Here is a 17,836-nt window from a genome sequence, read left to right as displayed (position 1 = left end):
GCCTCTGGCTGCTGAACGCCGCTTGGCTCCCCGGCCCGGCCGGGGAGCCAAGCGCCGCCGCAGCCGCGAACGCGCCCGCCGCTGCTGTGCCGCCCGCAGCCGGCTCCGCCCTGGCCGCCCCAAGCAGCCATATCGGCCGTGCCTTCGATGACCTGCGCCACGGGCGCTACGACGTGATCGGCGCGATCATCGCCCGCAAGCTGGCGATGAACGTTCACCTGCTCCGCGTCTCCGCTTGGAGCAAAGTGCTGCTCACGGCCTTGGCCGTGATGGCCGTGCTGGTACTCCGGCCCTCGGGGCGGCTGCGCCTGTGGGAGCAGCGCTACCCGTACCTGATGCACGGGTGCTATGCCAACGTCATCGGCGCGCTGGCCGCGTTCGCCTTGAACGATTCCGGCATTGTCGCCGCCGCGGCGATGATCGTCTACAGCAGCGTACCGCTGCTGCTTTTAAAATTAGAGGGCGCCTGATCTTAACGACAGGCGCCCTCCAAAATCATCCTATTCCGCAAGCTGCTCCCACTGCTCATAGCATTCCGCAAGCTGTTCGCGCTTCGCTTCCAACGCTGCGTTCTTCTCCTGCACGAGCATGTAGTTGTTATACACGTCCGGGTCGGTCAGCTCGGCTTCCAAGCCGCCGATGGCCTCCTCCAGCTGCGCAATCTGCTGCTCCAATTGCTCCAGCTTGCGCTGGCGGGTGCGCTCTTCGCGCTTCGCTTGCTTCCCGGCCTCATAATCGCTGCCGGCTCCCGGTTCAGCCGTTTTCGCTGTGCTGCTTTCCGCATGTCCGCGGCCTTTGGCGGCTTCTGCGCCTCCGCGGCTTGCCGCTTCCGCCAGCCGCTGCTGTTCCATCTCGGCCAGCTCCTGCTTCTTTTCTACATAATCGTCGTAATTGCCCAGGTAGACGGTGACTCCGTCCTTGTCCATTTCCAGCATGTTCTCGGCCATTTTGTTCAAGAAATAACGGTCGTGGGAAATGAAAAGCAGGGTACCTTCGTACTCTATCAGGGCCGATTCGAGCACTTCCTTGCTGTACAAATCCAAATGGTTCGTAGGCTCGTCAAGAATGAGCACGTTCGCCTTTTGCAGCATCAGCTTCGCAAGCGCGACCCTGGCCTTCTCGCCGCCGCTGAGCGAGCCGACTTTCTTGAACACATCCTCGCCGCTGAACAAAAAGTTGCCGAGCACCGTGCGGATGCGCGCTTCCTCCAGATGAGGGAAGGCGTTCCATACTTCTTCCAGTACGGTTTGGTTCGGATTCAGACCCGTTTGCTCCTGATCGTAGTAGCCGATTTTGACATTCGTTCCCCAATCGAAAGCCCCGCGGTCCTGCGTATGCTGCCCGATCAGTGTTTTCAGCAGGGTCGATTTGCCGATTCCGTTCGGACCGATCAAGGCGGCCGTGTCGCCGCGGCGCAATTGGAACGTAATGCCTTGCGCCAGCGGTTGCTGCCGATCGTAGGATACGGTCAGCCCCCGCACGTCGAGCACTTCCCGGCCCGTAGGCGCCTCGACCTCGAACGAGAAGCTGGCCCGCTTCAGCTCGCCGAGCGGCTTGTCGAGCCGTTCCATTTTATCCAATGCTTTGCGGCGGCTTTGTGCCCGTTTGGTCGTGGAAGCGCGGACCAAGTTGCGTTGGATGAAGTCTTCCATTTTCGAAATTTCTTCCTGCTGTTTTTCGTACTGCTTGAGCTGCACTTCGTAATCCGCTGCTTTCAGCTCAATGTACCGCGAATAATTTCCGGTGTACCGGCGCGACGAAGTTCGTTCGATCTCATAGATGGCGCCAACGAGCGAATCGAGAAAATAACGGTCGTGCGAGACGACCAGGATGGCTCCGGGATAGGAGCGCAAGTACTGCTCCAGCCACGTCAGCGTCGGAATGTCCAAATGGTTCGTCGGCTCGTCCAACAGCAGTAGGTCCGGCGCTTCGAGCAGCATTTTGGCCAGCGCGAGCCGCGTTTTCTGTCCTCCGCTCAACGTTTGCACCGGGGTAGCCGGGTCCATGTGCCCGAAGCCCATCCCGCTCAAGATTCCGCGAATTCTCGCCTCGATCTCGTAGCCGCCGCGCTCGCGGAACGCATCCGACAGCTCGGCATAGCGGCGCATCGTTTCCTCCGTTTTTTTCTCGTCGGCCAGCACGTCCGGATCGGACATGCGCGCTTCCAGCCGCCGCAGCTCCTCTTCCATTTCCAGCAAACGGTCGAATACGCTCATCAGCTCATTCCAGATGGAGCGGTCCGACGCTAATCCGCTGTTTTGTTTTAAATAGCCGATTTTCGTCTCTTTTGCCTTAAAAATGCTCCCCGAATCGTAGGACAGCTCGCCCGCGATGATTTGAAGCAGCGTCGATTTGCCTGCGCCGTTCACACCGACGAGTCCGATGCGCTCCCGCGCTTCGATTTGAAGCGATATATTGGAAAGTACGGTGCTGACGCCGTAGCTTTTGATGATGTTCGAAACTTGAAGCAGCATAATGAATAAAGCCTCCTGAAATCAAAGTCCTGAAAAAAGGCGACAATCTCCCTCAGTTTAGCATATTTGCCCGCCAATTTCGATTTGATTTCCATCCGTTCCCTGGTATACAAAAGCACCCCGCTAGTCTTATGCTTTTATACGCATGCTTCCGAATTGTAGTTCAAAGAGAGTGAGAGGAGGCGATCATTGTGCTTCCGGTGTCTATACAAAAAGACGCTCGCCCGCGACGTGGCGCAGTGTCTCGCCTCATCTGGCTTTTCGTATGGAGCGCCCTTCTGCTGATGGCGTTCTTCGTTTCGAATACCGGCTTCTTGGAGCCGATGCCTTCCGGTGCAAAGCCCCGCCCGGTACCGGTCGTCTCGTCTACGGGACCCGATTCGGGCAAAGAGCGGCCGCTTCAAGTGATGACATACAATATTCGCCACGCCGAAGGAATGGACGGCCGCGTCAGCCCGCAAGCGGTACTGCGGGATCTAAAAGCCGCCAATGCGGACGTCATTGCGCTGCAGGAAGTGGACCGGCTGCAGTGGCGCAGCGGTATGCAGGATCAAGCCCGCTATTTTGCCCAAGCCATGGGCATGCATTGGATTTATGCTCCGGCGATCCGCCGTGGCGTATCGCAGTACGGCGTCGCTCTGCTGAGCCGCTATCCGCTTGAAGCGCCGCAGATTCACCGGCTTACCGGTGGACGTGAGCCGCGGCTGCTGCTGACGGCCGAGCTGCGCTTGCCGGACCGCACCGTGACGGTTGCGACCACGCATCTCAGCGTCGAAGCCGAAGGGCGCACGCGCGAATGGCCGCAGCTGCTTGCTGCGCTGCAGAACGGGCAGACGCCTCTGATTTTACTCGGTGACTTTAACAGCCCGTCTTCCAGCCCCGAGCTTCAGGAGACCGTCCGCGGACTTGGACTCAACGAAATCAGGCCGAAGCCTTCCTCCTTGCCGACGGTGGCCCATGGAGGCAGGATCGACCACATTTTTTCCAATTTGCCGGCGGATCGGCCCGCGCTTGTTAGAAACAGCCGCGCTTCCGATCACAGGCCCGTATCCGCCTCATTAAACGAAAACGAAATCCCCCTCCTCACACATTAAGCTGCCAGCTTCACGTGCGACGAAGGGGGATTTTGGATAAGTCAGCCACGCAAGGCGGCAAGGCCGGCAAGAAGAAGGAGGCCTGAGACGATGGCGATTCCATCGGCGCGGGCCAGGCGAAGAGACTCGGTTTGGCCCAAGAGTTCGGTTCGGCGGCCGATTTTTTTCATTTCCAAGGCGGAGGTCATTTCCTCCGCCCGGTGGAACAGCGCCAGCAGGAGCGGGACGACCAGCGCCGGCATATCGCGTCCCCGTACGGCTCCCGGCCGGATGGCCGCTTTGCCTCTTGCCCGGACGATATCCGAGAACCGCTGCCATTCGCGCACGATCATCGGGATAAATTTGAACATGAGCGATACCGCCAAAGCAAACGAATCCGTTCGAAACCTCAACCGCTTCGCATATCCAAGCCCCCAGGCAAGGCCCTGCACCATACGTCCGTAAGGCGTTGCGGCCGCAAACCAGTAGCTTGCGAGCGTGATCAGAAACAGGCGGAATACATTCAAGCCAGTAGCAAGCGCATGCTCCAGGGAAAACCCGACGAAGGGAAAGCTGCTGCTTGCCGTCCACTCCAACCCGGCCAAGCCGACGGAGATCAGCATGAACCATACTAACGGTTTTAGGAGTTTGGCCGCGCCGAGCAGTGCGGAACGGGACAGTCCGATATAGGCGGCGGCAATCGGCAATGCGGCGCAGGCAAGTCCGAGCCAGTTGCTTTGCAGCATCGTGCCCATGACAATGAAAAGATACAGCAGCCATTTGGTGCGCGGATCGAGCCGATACCAGAGCGATTTAACGGCGGCAGGCGGATGTTCGCTTTCCTGGGACAGGCCGGCCGCTTGGCTCTGCGGCGGAAGCGAAGTGAGCAGTGTAAATTCATCCGGTTGGGATTTAATCTGCGGCTTGCCGTCCGGATGTTCTTCGGGCGGTGCAGATTTTACCGCAACTTTGCGTCGTTCCTTCAGCCGCTCTGCTATCGCATCGGCCAACTCCTCGGGCGAGAGCTTGCCTTCGTCCATCACGGCAATGCCGTTCCTTGCCAGCGCGTGCGAAAGCAGAACGCAGCTGGGGAGCCCGACTCCCGCTTGCACGAACGGTTCGGGATTGGCGCATAGAGCGGCCGGTGTCCCATCGGCTGCAATCGTACCGCGATCGAGCACGATCACGCGGTCCGCCAGCGGAAGGAATAAGTCCAGATCATGGGTGGCGATAATCATGCCGCCTTTGGCCGTTCTACGGGCTTGTACGTACCGGAGCAGCTCTTTGGCTGCCGCCGATTCAAGACCCGCGGTAGGTTCATCCATCAGAAGCCAATCCGGCGAGGTAGCGAATGTCGTAGCTAAAGCAAGCCTGCGCCGCTGGCCCCCACTTAGCGCGAACGGAGAACGATCCGGATCGAACGCGGCGTCGAGGCCAAGGTCTTCGCAAGCGGATTGAATGCGTCGTTCTTTTTCCAGCGCCGTCAGCCCATACGGACGCAGCGAATAGCCGAACTCCTGCCGAAGGCTTCGCGCGAACAATTGCTGCTCCGGAAACTGGAACGTCAAGCCGAGCCGAAGAAGAAGCGGCTGGGTGACCCGCTTGCGACGCCATAACGGCTCGTCGTCCAAACGAATGTCGCCAGACGAAGGCGGCCGCATGCCTGCCAGCAGATGAAGCAGCGTGGACTTGCCGGAGCCGGTATGTCCGACGAGCAGCGTGACGGCTCCGTCTTCGAATGTAAGATTGACATCGCTTAACAAGCGGCGGTTCGGATCGTCCGGAGCTGCTGCGCTTACGTTGTGCAGCGTCAGAGGCATAAGCGGCTCACCGCCTTCGCCAAATCATCGAAGCTTAAGGGAGGGGCCGTCAGGCCAAGTCCCTTTTTCTTTAAATACAGCGCCGTCTGTACGACGAAGGGAGGGGCAAGTCCAATTCGCTCGCATGGCGTCTCCGAATCGGAAGCCGCAGCAGGGTCTCCATAAAAGAACGTCTCCGGCGCTCCGTCAAACGCAATCTCGCCCTTCTGAAAAGCGACAATGCGGCTTGCGTGGACAGCTTCTTCCAGCCGGTGCGTAATCCATACGATGGTCGTTCCTTGAAGATGAGCTTGCCGGACAATCCGCAGCATTAATTCTCTTGCAGCCGGATCGAGCATGGCGGTCGGCTCGTCCAGCACCAGCACATCGGGAGCGGTTGCGAGTGCCGTGGCGATGTTGACGAGCTGCTTTTGCCCTCCGGACAAGGAGTTCAGCGGCGTGTCGGGTGACAATTCGAGCCCCACCCGAAGCAGCGCTTGCTTTTGAAACAGCTTTAGCTCCTCCTTGCTTAAATGGCGGTCGTTCAACGCGAAAGCGAGCTCTTCGGCCGGCGTATCGCCGATATGCTGGGCCTCCGGATGCTGCAGCACGCCGCGGATGTCCATGCGCTCTTTTCGGACCATCCGCCCCGACGTAAGCCGGCACGTACCAAGCAGTACGCCGGCCAGCGTGCTTTTGCCGCTTCCGTTCGGACCTGCAACGGTTATCCACTCCCCGGGCTCGATGAGCAGTGTGACGTTGGACAAAGCTTTATGTGCGCCCGAGCCGGTAGGGTACTTCACAGATGCTTCCTGCAAGGCTATGAAGAAGGAAAAAGACATAGGTAAAAAATCCTTTCGTTTTTAAAAGCCGTGTGCTATAATCCTCAATTGTTAACCTATAAGTTCGTTTATTGGTTGACGATTTTATCATCATAACCATACCAAAAAAGGAGGCATCCATCAATATGAAGCTTACGCTTCGAGGTACTGTTTTTAGTGCGCTATTCGCTGCGCTTGTCGTGCTTTTTGGATTTATCAGCATTCCACTCGGCTTTACGCCCGTACCTATCACGCTGCAGACGCTGGCCGTTATGCTGGCAGGCGGGCTGCTCGGCTCGCGGTACGGCTTTTTTAGCATGGCGCTTATCGTGGTGCTGACGGCCATCGGTTTTCCGCTGTTGCACGGCACGGGAGGATTGGGCGTTTTGCTCGGGCCGACCGGAGGCTATGTATTTATGTGGCCAATCTCCGCGCTCCTGATCGGCTGGCTGCTGCCGCGGATACGTATTCGCGGGGTATGGGGATACGCTGCCTCGTTTCTTGTGCTCGTGCTGTTCGGCTCGCTGCTGCTGTATGTAAGCGGAGTGCCATGGCTCGCTTATGTGACGGGCATGTCATTGTCTAAAGCAATGGTTGCCGGGTGTTACCCGTATCTGATCGGCGATGCGATCAAGGCTGCCGCAGCCACCCTGATTATCGCCTCCGTGCGTCAAGTGTTCCCGCCGGAACGGTTAACAGGCCAAGGAATTCCCCAAGAGTAGGAATGATGCGTCGGAAAATCTTTCGTTTTCACGCGCACTCTTTACATATACGTCTGCCTTCGGGCAGGCTTTTTTATTTTGCAGCGAGTTTTTGGGTAAAATCGTAGAAATTCGTTATTTTGCTTCGATTTATGTTAAACTAGGAGAAAATGCCCCAAAAGGGGTTTGCCATCGAGCATGGTACCCATTAGAATGTTGTTAACCCAGAATCGACCCGATGAAATGAGGCCGTTTCATGAATATTAAAGAGAAAAAAATCGAACTTCGCCGCCAGGCCGAAGCGGTTCGTTCAGCCATCCCCGAGAACGAGCGGAAGCGCAAGTCCGAGATCATCAGCGGCAAGCTGATCGAACGGCTGGAAGCGCTGCTTCGTCCCGAGCCGTCGATGAGAAGACGTCCGACGCTGCTTACCTATATGCCGGTCAAAACCGAAGTGGACGTGACCCCGGTTATGGAAGCCTGCTGGGACCGTCCTTGGCGCGTCGTCGTCCCGAAGGTCGTGCCCGCCTATAAGCAGATGAAGCTGTTCGAGGTCCGTTCGTACGCCGACTTGGAGCGCGGAACGTGGGGAATCCGCGAACCGATAGCCAAAGCGCAGCAGCTGTTCGATATCCGGCAGGTGGATGTCGCGCTGGTTCCGGGATTGGCGTTCGATGCCAATATGGGCCGGCTTGGCTACGGCGGCGGTTTTTACGACCGTTTTATGCAGCAGTATGTCCGTACCGGCCTGCCGAAGCCTTATATTTTGGCGGCCGCGTACGAGGAGCAGTTGATCCCGGAAGTCCCGATGGGACTGTTCGATTTCCGGATCGATGAACTGGTGACGGAAACCCGCATTTTGACGGAGAAGGGAGTGGATGTCCATGACTGAGGAGCGGCAGCCGCTTACCCATCTGAACGAGCAAGGCCGCGCGCGCATGGTGGACATATCGGACAAGCAGGAAACCGTCCGTACGGCGACGGCCCGCACGACCGTTACAATGCTTCCGGCTACGCTGGAGCTGATTCGGCAGGGAGGCATCGGCAAAGGGGACGTGCTGGCTGTCGCGCAGGTTGCCGCGGTCATGGCTGCCAAAAAAACGTCGGATTGGATTCCGATGTGCCATCCGATTGCGTTGACCGGCGTCGATGTCCGGTTTAGCGATAACGGAGAAGGGCAATTATACATCGAAGCGACCGTCCGCACGAAGGGACAGACCGGTGTGGAGATGGAGGCGCTCACGGCCGTATCGGCCGCGGCGCTGACGGTCTACGATATGTGCAAGGCTGCGGAGAAAACGATGCAGATCGGACCGACGCTGCTGCTGAGCAAGACCGGCGGCAAGAGCGGAGATTTTCACGCAGTCCCATAGAGACTTAATGAGATCCGGGAGAGGAGCAGATGTATGCGCTGGAAAGTGGCTATCTTGACCGCTAGCGACCGTGGTTCGCGCGGAGAGCGGGAAGACACGAGTGCACAGGTCATTCGGGAATTGATTGAAGAAGAAATGAACGGCGAAATTATCGAATACCGTGTCGTGCCTGACGAGAAAGACGAAATTATGGCGGCGTTGATCGAAATGACGGATTATTTCCGGGCCGATCTCATTTTGACAACCGGAGGCACGGGTCTCGCGGTGCGGGATGTCACGCCGGAAGCGACTTTGAGCGTCATCGATCGTCACGCTCCGGGCTTTGCCGAAGCGATGCGCATGTATTCGCTGCAAAAGACGCCGCGCGCGATGCTCTCCCGGGCCGTGTCCGGGATTCGCGGCAAGACGCTGATCCTGAACTTGCCCGGCAGCCCCAAGGGGGTTTCGGAAAATTTATCCGCCGTTATTGACCAATTGCCTCACGCGCTTGCCATTCTGACCGGACGCGAGGGAGACCACGGCGATGAAGCATGATTCGATGCTCGAAGAGGTTCCTGTGGAACAAGCCGTCGGCATGGTGCTTGCGCACGACTTGACCCAGATTATTCCCGGAAAGTTCAAGGGGCGCCTGTTTAAAAAAGGACACGTGATTCGCGAGGAGGATATCCCGGCGCTGCTCAGCATCGGCAAGGAGCATATTTATACGCTTCGTCTGCAGCAAGGCTATCTGCACGAAGACGAAGCGGCTCTGCGAATGGCGAAGGCCGCGCAGGGAGCGGGCGTCACGTTGACCGAGCCGCACGAAGGCAAAGTCACGCTCAAATCCGCGATCCATGGTTTGGTCAAGATCGACAAAGCCCTAATCGATCAGGTCAATTCGCTGGACCAAGTTGTCATGTCGACCGTGAAAACGAATACGGTGGCGGAACCCGGCCGTTCCTTGATGGGGACCCGCGTCATTCCGCTTGTTATAGAAGAAGACCACATTGCAGCAGTTGAGCGCATCGCCGCTTCCGCGGGACAGCCCCTGGTGGAGGTCAAGCCGTTCCGCCCGCTGCGGGCAGGACTGATCACAACAGGCAGCGAAGTGTTCAAGGGCCGGATTGAGGATAAATTCGGTCCCGTCGTACGCAGCAAGCTTGCGGCGCTCGGCTCGGAAGTGATCGAGCAGCGGTTTGCGCCGGACGACAGCGAAACGATCGTACAGGAAATCCGCCGCTTCCTGGAGGAAGACCGTGCGGATCTTATTCTCGTTACCGGCGGCATGTCCGTAGACCCGGACGATCGGACGCCCGGCGCCATCAAGCGCGCCGGAGCGTCCGTTGTCAGCTACGGTACCCCGATGCTTCCCGGGTCCATGCTTTTGATGGGCTATCTGGACGGCATTCCGATTATGGGGCTGCCCGGCTGCGTCATGCACGACCCGTACACGTCGTTTGACGTTCTGCTGCCGCGCATTTGCGCAGGAGAAACGATTACCCGGGCCGATATTACCGAACTCGGTTACGGCGGGCTTTACGGCTGCTAGATGATGAACAGGCAACATCTCCAGTGAAGGAGGATACTTGATATGCTCGGAAATATAGGATTCAGCGAAATTTTGCTCATCGGACTCATTGCTCTACTATTGTTCGGCCCGAACAAGCTGCCGGAGCTCGGCCGGGCACTAGGCAAGACGCTGCGCGAGTTCAAGCAGGGCGCCCGCGATCTGATGGAGACGGATGCGCCTCAGCCGCCACGTCAAGACGTTACGCCACCGGCGCCTGCGCAGCAGCCACAGCCGCATGCCGTACAGCCAGAAGCGAGACAAGACTCGCGTCGTTTGCCGGATTAGGGAGGCATCTGTACTCCCGATTTTGACCGTGTGGAAGGTGAACCGTTATGGAACATGATGAAGGCATGACGCTGGTGGAGCATCTGGCGGAGCTGCGCAAACGAATTATTTGGGTGCTGCTTGTCCTGATCGTCGGCATGGTGGTCGGGCTGCTTGTAGCTAAGCCGTTAATTAATTATTTGAAAAGCGTTTCTCCGATCGCGAACATGAACTGGTATGTGTTTTCCCCGTGGGACCCGATTAAGATGTATATGAGCTTTTCTCTGGTTACTGGTCTTCTGGTCACGCTTCCGTTTGCTTTATACCAAATCTGGGCTTTCCTGAAGCCGGGGCTCCGTGAAGTCGAACAAAAAGCTTCTTTAATCTTTATCCCTTTTGCGTTTCTTATGTTTTTGCTCGGTTTGGCATTTGGCTACTTTATCGTTTTTAAAATGGCGTTCTTATTTACGACGGCAATCAGCCAAAGCTTGGAACTGAACGAAAACTTCGGTATCGCGCAATATTTTACGTTCATGTTCAATATATTGATCCCAATTGCGCTCGTCTTCGAGCTGCCGATTGTCGTGATGTTTTTGACCAAAATCCGCCTGCTCAATCCGCTGCTTCTCCGCAAATTGCGCCGCTACGCGTATTTGGCGCTCGTCGTGATCGCCACGATGATTACGCCGCCGGATGCCGTGTCCGCCATTATCGTCGCTGTGCCGATGATTATTTTATACGAGTTCAGCGTCTACCTGTCGGCGCTCGTCTACCGGAAGCAACTGCTGCAAGATCAAGCCTGGGAGGCGGAAAGCTCCGCAAAGTCTGTCGAATGACAGGCTTTTTTGTTTGTCCGCTTGTCGTATATTTTGGAAACTTATGGAAACAATGATTGAGGTGTGAAAATGTTGTAAAACCACTTGCAAAATTGATGGGAAATAGTTATCATAAGAATTGTTGTTAGCACTAAAGACGTTTGAGTGCTAATAAGATAAACCATCGTTACCCTAATATCAAAAGGAGGCTATTTTCTCATGATCAAACCGTTGGGTGATCGCGTAGTCATTGAAGCCATCGCTAAGGAGGAAACGACCGCAAGCGGTATCGTACTGCCTGATACGGCGAAAGAGAAGCCGCAAGAAGGCAAAGTCGTAGCTGTAGGCAGCGGTACACTCAAAGACGGCGAGCGCGTTGCGCTTGAGCTGAAAGAAGGCGACCGCGTGATTTTCTCCAAGTACGCCGGTACGGAAGTAAAATTCGAAGGCCGCGAGCTGCTGATTATGCGTGAGAGCGACGTTCTGGCCGTTCTGGCTTAAGAACCAACGCCTCGATTCGATACTTAAGTTTTGGTAATTTACTTACGAAAATATTCGAACCGTTAAAAATATACGATTAATTCTCGGGAGGGTTCATTCATGGCAAAAGAAATTAAGTTCAGTGAAGACGCTCGCCGCGCGATGCTTCGCGGGGTTGACGCGCTTGCGAATGCCGTAAAAGTTACCTTGGGACCGAAAGGCCGCAACGTCGTGCTGGAGAAAAAATTCGGCAGCCCGCTCATCACCAATGACGGTGTGACGATCGCGAAAGAAATCGAACTCGAAGATGCTTTCGAGAACATGGGCGCTCAACTTGTAAAAGAAGTAGCAACCAAAACAAACGACGTTGCCGGTGACGGTACGACGACGGCAACGGTTCTGGCTCAAGCGATCATCCGCGAAGGTCTGAAAAACGTAACGGCTGGCGCTAACCCGATGGTTATCCGCAAAGGCATTGACAAAGCCGTTCGTGCAGCGGTAGAAGAGCTCGCGAAAATCTCCAAAACGATCGAAGGCAAACAATCCATCGCTCAAGTAGCGGCAATCTCCGCTGCTGACGACGAAGTAGGCCAACTGATCGCAGAAGCGATGGAAAAAGTGGGCAAAGACGGCGTAATCACCGTAGAAGAGTCCAAAGGCTTTGCAACGGAGCTGGAAGTGGTTGAAGGCATGCAGTTCGACCGCGGTTACATCTCCCCGTACATGATCACGGACACGGACAAAATGGAAGCTGTTCTGGATAACCCGTACATCCTGATCACGGACAAAAAGATCACCAACATTCAAGAAATCCTGCCTGTCCTGGAGAAAGTCGTTCAATCCGGCAAGCAGCTTCTGATCATCGCAGAAGACGTAGAAGGCGAAGCTCTGGCGACTCTCGTCGTGAACAGACTGCGCGGTACGTTCACTTGCGTAGCGGTTAAAGCTCCTGGCTTCGGCGACCGCCGCAAAGCTATGCTCGGCGACATCGCTGCCCTGACTGGTGGCCAAGTGATCACCGAAGAGCTCGGTCTTGAGCTGAAATCCACAACTCCGGACCAACTCGGTTCCGCTCGTCAAATTCGTGTTACGAAAGAAAACACGATCATCGTTGACGGCGCAGGCGACAAAAAAGACATCGGCACGCGCGTATCGCAAATCCGTGCTCAACTGGAAGAAACCACTTCCGATTTCGATAAAGAAAAACTGCAAGAGCGTCTTGCGAAATTGGCTGGTGGCGTAGCTGTCGTAAAAGTCGGTGCAGCTACCGAAACCGAGCTGAAAGAGCGCAAACTGCGCATCGAAGACGCTCTGAACGCTACGCGTGCAGCAGTAGAAGAAGGTATCGTTGCAGGCGGCGGTACGGCCCTCGTGAACGTCTACGCAGCTGTAGAAGCTGTGCAGGCTGAAGGCGACGAGAAAACAGGCGTAAATATCATTCTGCGCGCTCTGGAAGAGCCTGTTCGCACGATCGCAGCAAACGCAGGTCAAGAAGGCTCCGTGATCGTTGAGCGCCTGAAAAAAGAATCCGTTGGCATCGGCTACAACGCCGCTACTAGCGAATGGGTGAACATGATCGAAGCCGGTATCGTTGACCCTGCAAAAGTAACTCGCTCCGCTCTGCAAAACGCAGCTTCCGTTGCAGCTATGTTCCTGACAACCGAAGCCGTTATCGCAGACAAACCGGAAAAAGACAAACCTGCTATGCCTGACATGGGCGGCATGGGTGGAATGGGCGGTATGGGCGGATTCTAATCCGACCCTAGCCCGGATAGAAACGGCAGCATCCTTTGGGATGGCTGCCGTTTTTGTTATGTTGGGGTATGTCGATGCTATAAAAGGAGTAGATTCTTTGAGGTGTGCGAGATGCTGTTTTAAAGGCTAATTAATACAATAGGCCCCTTAGGATTAATTAAGCATTTTACGGTCTTAATAGGGCGGTACTCGTGTCTCAGGGCATACCTTGCTCGCTTATCGTTGATGACCGTAAAGCATTGAATTAAGGTTAAAAAAATAAAAGACCCGGCACCAAAGGTACCAGGTCTCCTAAAGCATTAAAGATTAATCAATGAAGTCAGCCAGTTTGAGGTAACGTTTCAGCATCGTAGCTGCTTGGGAACGAGTTGCTTTCTCAGCAGAACCGATGGTGTCGTCAGTCAAACCATTGATGATGCCAGCATTTACGGCAGCAGCAATTTCTTTCTTAGCCCAAACGATTTTGGAAGAGTCTTTGAATTTTGCAAGCTGTTGAGCTTGGTTCGACTCGGAAACTTCAGAAGCTACGCCTGCATAAGACAGGGAACGGATGATCATAGCAGCCAGTTCTTCACGAGTGATTTGTGCATCCGGACGGAACGTATTGTCTTCATAGCCATTGATGATACCTGCTTTGGATGCCGATGCTACTACACCAGCGTACCAAGCGGAAGAGTTAATGTCAGTGAAATACGTATTAGCCGTTACAGAGTTCAGACCCAGGGAACGAACAACCAATGCTGCGAATTCAGCGCGAGTAATGTTGCGGTCTGGCTGGAATTGTTTGTCGGCTGCGCCTTCAACCACCAATTTGTTAGCAAGCAGCTCAACGTCTGCTTTGGACCAGTGGGAAGCGAGATCTTCAAACGATTTGCTTGCTTCGATTACCGTGTAGATGCTGTTGCCGTTACGTTTCAACGTTGCAACGGTTTGACCGTCTTTCGATTCGAACGTAGAAGGTACAAAGCTCAGCTTCTTCGTTGTTTCGTTGTAAAGAGCGCCGGTTGCTTTTTTAGCATCCAGGTTTTTGTTAACGTTCAACGTACGGGAAACATAAGTGCTGCCGAAATCAACATTAACAGACTTGCTGTTGCCGGAAGCTGTTACGTTGAAGTCAACAGCTGTGGCAATCGGGTTGCCGCCAGCAGCATAAACTGCTTTTGTTACATCTTCAGCTGCAGTACCCGTTACTTTTGCAATCGTTACATTGATTTTCGTTTCTTTCAGTTCAGCGCCCAATTCTTTCGCGAGTGCTTCCAGTTTCAAAGCAGCCAACGGAAGAGTGATAGTGCCGTTGTCATTGATGATCGTTACAGAAATAGCACCTTTTTTCAGCGCTTCTGCCAATACATCAGCCGGGATAGCAAGTTTGTCGCCTTTGATTTTGATTTTAACTTCTTTGGAGTTTTCAAAAGCTCTTTGCAAGGTGTAGGCGTCTACAGAATCACCGTAAACTTCGATGACCCCGTCGCTAGACAGGCCACCTGTAAAACCGCCGTAATAGCCGCTACCAGAGCTAGGAAGCGATCCTTGAGTGCCGCTGTTTAGTGCATTATACACTGCTTCAGCAAAACCATCGGAAGTTTTTACATATACACTGTCATACACGGCACTGGTTACCGAGGATAAATCAATTTTGAAGTTGTAGTATGTAACTCCATTGACAGTGTTGAAGCCAAAAGCTTTGAATTCAGACGGAATTACATTTTTTGTCGCATTATCAGAGTATACACTGAAGTAAACTTTGTCACTTACAGTATAAGTATCGCTGTACACCGAACCGCTAACTGTTTTGTTGTACTTATCGTATGTTACGGTTTGGAAATTTACAGCGGCAAATGCAAGCACAGGCAGCAACATCGAAACAATCATCAGCGCAGCCAGTGCTTGGGATGTTTTTTTCAATACAGTTGATTTCACTTGGGTCTTGCTCCTTTCACGATTGTAAACATTTTTTTTCTCTATTTGACTCATTTCGCATTTCACCTCCCTCCCTGAGTAGAATCGACTAATCAATACCTTTTTCGATTTAAAATCGTCTTTAAGGCCTAGAATCTATTTTAACATTATAGGCAAAAAAATGGTAGCAAATTGTAGTGTAAATTTAGCTACCATTTTTTTATAAAGTTATTTTAAAATTTTGCGTTTACAAGGTTTTGAATTTCTTGACGTTCGTTCGGGTCTTTTGCTACTAGTTTATCGAAGAGGGCCTGGTCTGCCTTTCCTTGTTTTTGAAGTGAAGCCAGGTACCAGCGAATAATTAGTCGAGTGGTTTGATTATCGATCGAGCCATTAATGCCAATGTGCAACATTGCTTCAGCTGCATCATAATGACCTCTTATATATTGTATCTGACCCAAAGCCATACCCATTATAGGAGTGACACTAAATTCTCGGCCTTGCAGCTGTCCTTTGGGCAGTAGAGAGAGAGCTTTGATTCTTTCCTCCACTTTAGAGTAAATGGACAAAGCTTGATCATGGTACAGGTTCATTTCTTTGGCATCATTTTTGTCTTGTGCTGCGTTACCCAGGTCAGTACTTAAAACAATGCTTTTTTCATACAAACTAATATCCCAAGGAAAATTGTTGATTTCTTGATTGGTTAGCTCCAAGGCTTCTTTGTTCTTGCCTTTTAATGTTAATGTGTTAAGCTCCCTATCGATGAGAGTTCTATTATGTGGCTCTTTCTTAAGCATTTCCGTTAAAATACGGTTTGCCTCATTAAAATAGTTTTCATCTTTAGTCTGATTATAAACCTGCAACAAGATATCAATTTTAAATAATGCATAGTCCGGATGATTGGAATTTTGGCTCATGGCTTTATCTAACGGTCCGGTGATATCGTTAAAATTTTTGCTGGTTGAGGCCTGCATCCTGGCATTCTCGAAGTTGCTATTAGCACTTAACAGTTGAACCCCGTTGAAGAAAAAAATGATCGAAAGAACAACGAGTAATGCAGGGTAAACCCATTTAGCTTTTTGAATACTTTTCTTCCACGATCCTTTTATTTCAAAATCATTATTAGCGATCATTGCTCCAAGGCAGAGGAATAAAAGAATTCCTAAGTAAACGAAACTGAGATCAAAATCAAGCGCACTGTGGATAAGTAACGATATAGCTATAATATAATAAACATATCGAGAACTTGAGTTTTCACCACTATCATTATGAAACTTGCGATGAAAGAGCCACAGAATCGATAACAATATAACAATAAAAATGACAAAGCCAATAATTCCAACCTCAACTAAATATTGAAGGAAAAAGTTATGCGCTTGTCGGCTTACATAAGGATTGTTTTGGTACTTCTCATAGAGCGCCGACCAAGCTCCTCCTCCGGCTCCGATCACAGGATAATCCGAATAGAGTTTTAAAGCGTCTTTATAAAATGTTCCTCTTTCCAATACACTGTTTTGTTCGAAGTTAATATTTTCGATACGCTGCTTGATGTTCTCCGGAAACAGATTCAGGAACCCTGTATTGCCAAGCAATAGGAAAGCGACTATTGCACCAAGTACGACAGTTCCTGCCGGAATAATAAAGTATGAGACTTTTTTATTGCTTATGGCGTTGAGTTTTTCTTCAACGCGAGGCACAACGAATCTTTGTAATACAGCGGCGATCCCTGTAAAAAGCAATACCGCGATAATTAATGTGGTCCAGCCTTTCATGGCCAGGGCACCATTGTATTGTTTCACCTGCTCCACACCAACATTTGTAACTGGACTAAGAATAGCCATAGTGATGATGGAAGCAACAATGGTGTAAAGAATGAAGGTGAGCTGCTTCTTCATCTTTAAAAAGATGATTACGACTAAAAAGATAACGGGCAGGATCACTAACGCACCGCGGGACAAAGTTAGAAAGAAAGAAATTAAAATCGGGATGACCATAAACCCATGAAATACAGTTGAAGTCCATTTTTTGGATGTTGAAATTAAATATAAAGAACCGAGCAGCATAGCGATCAGGAAGGCGGCGTAAGCATTTCCATATTGAAATACGGATGTCAGTCTGACGCCGTTATCGTCGGCCATAATAGCATGTTGGTAGATGTTATATTGTGCCATATCGGAAGCAAACCACTTCACGATTGCATAGGCTGTTTCTTTATGCCCAAACCAGTTCATTATGCCGAACCAGACGACCAAGTATCCGGAGCCCATAATTCCGTTGATAAGAAGAGAACTACCGCTGTCTTGTTTGGCAAGAAAAAAACCAACTAAATAAAAGCTAGCATACACAAACGTGATGAAGACCATATTCGTTGCACTATATTTGGATGCCGGCGAAATGGAAGAAATAAAATAAGTAAGTGGAATCAACCAGATCATGATGCTTAGGAAGTCAGACCATCGGTTCAAATTCCATTTATAAAAAGCTAAAATAGAAATAAGAAGCAACATAATAGCCGACCATACGAAGGTGGAAAAAATAGATCTCTCGAAATCGAAATTGTTGCCATTAAACAATGCTCTCTGAAATGGAGCCCATATTAAAATCAATAGGGTAATGCCGGCTAAAAGCCAGAACAAAATAGAATGTTTATCATCACTTGCCAGAGCACTGTTGTCCACTGCATGATCAGGGACATAATACTTCTTCTTGCCGCTCATGGTTTCTCTCCTTTTATCTAAATTACGACATTTATCTTATCATAAAGTAATGAAATTAGCATTAAATCAATGATACGTATTGGAGTAAGAAAAAGGTGGCTAGAATGCATAAGTTT

Annotated in this window: 17 protein-coding genes; 11 read left to right on the top strand and 6 right to left on the bottom strand. The window is 52.2% G+C overall.

Going from position 1 to position 17,836, the window contains the following annotated elements:
• Positions 1–218 (bottom strand): hypothetical protein (locus KQX66_RS29315; protein ID WP_216796529.1); only part of this gene is annotated, 218 nt, incomplete at its 3' end.
• Here KQX66_RS29315 and KQX66_RS29310 point away from each other — a divergent pair.
• On the top strand, positions 174–470 hold the full coding sequence (locus KQX66_RS29310) for a hypothetical protein (RefSeq protein ID WP_216796527.1): 297 nt from the start codon (positions 174–176) through the stop codon (positions 468–470). The two genes, KQX66_RS29315 and KQX66_RS29310, sit on opposite strands and share 45 nt — an antisense overlap.
• Before the next feature lie 30 nt (positions 471–500).
• Here KQX66_RS29310 and KQX66_RS29305 read toward each other — a convergent pair whose 3' ends face one another.
• Positions 501–2,474 carry an ABC-F family ATP-binding cassette domain-containing protein gene (locus KQX66_RS29305; protein WP_216796524.1) on the bottom strand — a complete coding sequence of 658 codons (1,974 nt, stop codon included), beginning with the start codon at positions 2,472–2,474 and terminating at the stop codon, positions 501–503.
• Between the two features lie 284 nt (positions 2,475–2,758).
• Between KQX66_RS29305 and KQX66_RS29300 the strand changes: the two genes are divergently transcribed.
• Positions 2,759–3,568: an endonuclease/exonuclease/phosphatase family protein gene (locus tag KQX66_RS29300; RefSeq protein WP_216796522.1), complete on the top strand. Its 810-nt coding sequence runs from the start codon at positions 2,759–2,761 to the stop codon at positions 3,566–3,568.
• A 41-nt stretch (positions 3,569–3,609) separates the two neighbouring features.
• Here KQX66_RS29300 and KQX66_RS29295 read toward each other — a convergent pair whose 3' ends face one another.
• Positions 3,610–5,367, bottom strand: coding sequence for an ATP-binding cassette domain-containing protein (locus KQX66_RS29295; protein WP_216796519.1), 1,758 nt, complete (start codon positions 5,365–5,367; stop codon positions 3,610–3,612).
• Positions 5,358–6,149, bottom strand: a complete 792-nt coding sequence (locus KQX66_RS29290) for an ATP-binding cassette domain-containing protein (protein ID WP_308647298.1) — start codon at positions 6,147–6,149, stop codon at positions 5,358–5,360. The genes KQX66_RS29295 and KQX66_RS29290 overlap by 10 nt, the downstream gene beginning before the upstream one ends.
• 164 nt (positions 6,150–6,313) lie before the next feature.
• Between KQX66_RS29290 and KQX66_RS29285 the strand changes: the two genes are divergently transcribed.
• The 9 genes from KQX66_RS29285 to groL all read left to right on the top strand — a co-directional run bounded on the left by KQX66_RS29285 (position 6,314) and on the right by groL (position 13,104).
• The gene (locus KQX66_RS29285; protein WP_216796515.1) at positions 6,314–6,889 is read left to right on the top strand and encodes a biotin transporter BioY; all 576 of its coding nucleotides are present in this window, start codon (positions 6,314–6,316) and stop codon (positions 6,887–6,889) included.
• 235 nt (positions 6,890–7,124) lie between these two features.
• Positions 7,125–7,760: a 5-formyltetrahydrofolate cyclo-ligase gene (locus tag KQX66_RS29280; RefSeq protein ID WP_216796513.1), complete on the top strand. Its 636-nt coding sequence runs from the start codon at positions 7,125–7,127 to the stop codon at positions 7,758–7,760.
• Positions 7,753–8,241: a cyclic pyranopterin monophosphate synthase MoaC gene (gene moaC, locus KQX66_RS29275; protein WP_010494502.1), complete on the top strand. Its 489-nt coding sequence runs from the start codon at positions 7,753–7,755 to the stop codon at positions 8,239–8,241. Before KQX66_RS29280 ends, moaC begins: the two co-directional genes overlap by 8 nt.
• 33 nt (positions 8,242–8,274) lie before the next feature.
• On the top strand, positions 8,275–8,775 hold the full coding sequence (gene mog / locus KQX66_RS29270) for a molybdopterin adenylyltransferase (RefSeq protein WP_088834226.1): 501 nt from the start codon (positions 8,275–8,277) through the stop codon (positions 8,773–8,775).
• On the top strand, positions 8,765–9,769 hold the full coding sequence (locus KQX66_RS29265; RefSeq protein ID WP_216796511.1) for a molybdopterin-binding protein: 1,005 nt from the start codon (positions 8,765–8,767) through the stop codon (positions 9,767–9,769). The genes mog and KQX66_RS29265 overlap by 11 nt, the downstream gene beginning before the upstream one ends.
• 42 nt (positions 9,770–9,811) lie before the next feature.
• The gene (locus KQX66_RS29260) at positions 9,812–10,075 is read left to right on the top strand and encodes a twin-arginine translocase TatA/TatE family subunit (RefSeq protein ID WP_216796509.1); all 264 of its coding nucleotides are present in this window, start codon (positions 9,812–9,814) and stop codon (positions 10,073–10,075) included.
• 47 nt (positions 10,076–10,122) lie between these two features.
• The gene (gene tatC / locus KQX66_RS29255; protein ID WP_216796507.1) at positions 10,123–10,890 is read left to right on the top strand and encodes a twin-arginine translocase subunit TatC; all 768 of its coding nucleotides are present in this window, start codon (positions 10,123–10,125) and stop codon (positions 10,888–10,890) included.
• A 198-nt stretch (positions 10,891–11,088) separates the two neighbouring features.
• Positions 11,089–11,370, top strand: a complete 282-nt coding sequence (gene groES / locus KQX66_RS29250) for a co-chaperone GroES (protein ID WP_010494510.1) — start codon at positions 11,089–11,091, stop codon at positions 11,368–11,370.
• A 99-nt stretch (positions 11,371–11,469) separates the two neighbouring features.
• The gene (gene groL, locus KQX66_RS29245; protein WP_054974092.1) at positions 11,470–13,104 is read left to right on the top strand and encodes a chaperonin GroEL; all 1,635 of its coding nucleotides are present in this window, start codon (positions 11,470–11,472) and stop codon (positions 13,102–13,104) included.
• Between the two features lie 306 nt (positions 13,105–13,410).
• On the opposite strand, the gene KQX66_RS29240 is transcribed toward groL, so the two are convergent.
• Both KQX66_RS29240 and KQX66_RS29235 read right to left on the bottom strand, forming a co-directional pair.
• On the bottom strand, positions 13,411–15,078 hold the full coding sequence (locus KQX66_RS29240) for an S-layer homology domain-containing protein (protein ID WP_216796505.1): 1,668 nt from the start codon (positions 15,076–15,078) through the stop codon (positions 13,411–13,413).
• A 158-nt stretch (positions 15,079–15,236) separates the two neighbouring features.
• Positions 15,237–17,720: an O-antigen ligase family protein gene (locus tag KQX66_RS29235; protein WP_216796503.1), complete on the bottom strand. Its 2,484-nt coding sequence runs from the start codon at positions 17,718–17,720 to the stop codon at positions 15,237–15,239.
• Positions 17,721–17,836 lie beyond the last annotated feature (116 nt).

The sequence above is a fragment of the Paenibacillus oleatilyticus genome, from assembly GCF_018998565.1.
GTDB lineage: Bacteria > Bacillota > Bacilli > Paenibacillales > NBRC-103111 > Paenibacillus_G > Paenibacillus_G oleatilyticus.
This window is presented reverse-complemented; position numbering and strand designations above follow the sequence as displayed.

Excerpts from the sequence above, each read along its gene's own strand:
- KQX66_RS29305 (WP_216796524.1), bottom strand. The coding sequence starts at position 2,474 with ATGCTGCTTCAAGTTTCGAACATCATCAAAAGCTACGGCGTCAGCACC.
- groES (WP_010494510.1), top strand. The coding sequence starts at position 11,089 with ATGATCAAACCGTTGGGTGATCGCGTAGTCATTGAAGCCATCGCTAAG.
- KQX66_RS29240 (WP_216796505.1), bottom strand. The coding sequence starts at position 15,078 with ATGAGTCAAATAGAGAAAAAAAATGTTTACAATCGTGAAAGGAGCAAG.
- KQX66_RS29300 (WP_216796522.1), top strand. The coding sequence starts at position 2,759 with ATGGCGTTCTTCGTTTCGAATACCGGCTTCTTGGAGCCGATGCCTTCC.
- KQX66_RS29265 (WP_216796511.1), top strand. The coding sequence starts at position 8,765 with ATGAAGCATGATTCGATGCTCGAAGAGGTTCCTGTGGAACAAGCCGTC.
- KQX66_RS29260 (WP_216796509.1), top strand. The coding sequence starts at position 9,812 with ATGCTCGGAAATATAGGATTCAGCGAAATTTTGCTCATCGGACTCATT.
- groL (WP_054974092.1), top strand. The coding sequence starts at position 11,470 with ATGGCAAAAGAAATTAAGTTCAGTGAAGACGCTCGCCGCGCGATGCTT.
- mog (WP_088834226.1), top strand. The coding sequence starts at position 8,275 with ATGCGCTGGAAAGTGGCTATCTTGACCGCTAGCGACCGTGGTTCGCGC.
- tatC (WP_216796507.1), top strand. The coding sequence starts at position 10,123 with ATGGAACATGATGAAGGCATGACGCTGGTGGAGCATCTGGCGGAGCTG.
- KQX66_RS29235 (WP_216796503.1), bottom strand. The coding sequence starts at position 17,720 with ATGAGCGGCAAGAAGAAGTATTATGTCCCTGATCATGCAGTGGACAAC.
- KQX66_RS29285 (WP_216796515.1), top strand. The coding sequence starts at position 6,314 with ATGAAGCTTACGCTTCGAGGTACTGTTTTTAGTGCGCTATTCGCTGCG.
- KQX66_RS29295 (WP_216796519.1), bottom strand. The coding sequence starts at position 5,367 with ATGCCTCTGACGCTGCACAACGTAAGCGCAGCAGCTCCGGACGATCCG.
- moaC (WP_010494502.1), top strand. The coding sequence starts at position 7,753 with ATGACTGAGGAGCGGCAGCCGCTTACCCATCTGAACGAGCAAGGCCGC.
- KQX66_RS29280 (WP_216796513.1), top strand. The coding sequence starts at position 7,125 with ATGAATATTAAAGAGAAAAAAATCGAACTTCGCCGCCAGGCCGAAGCG.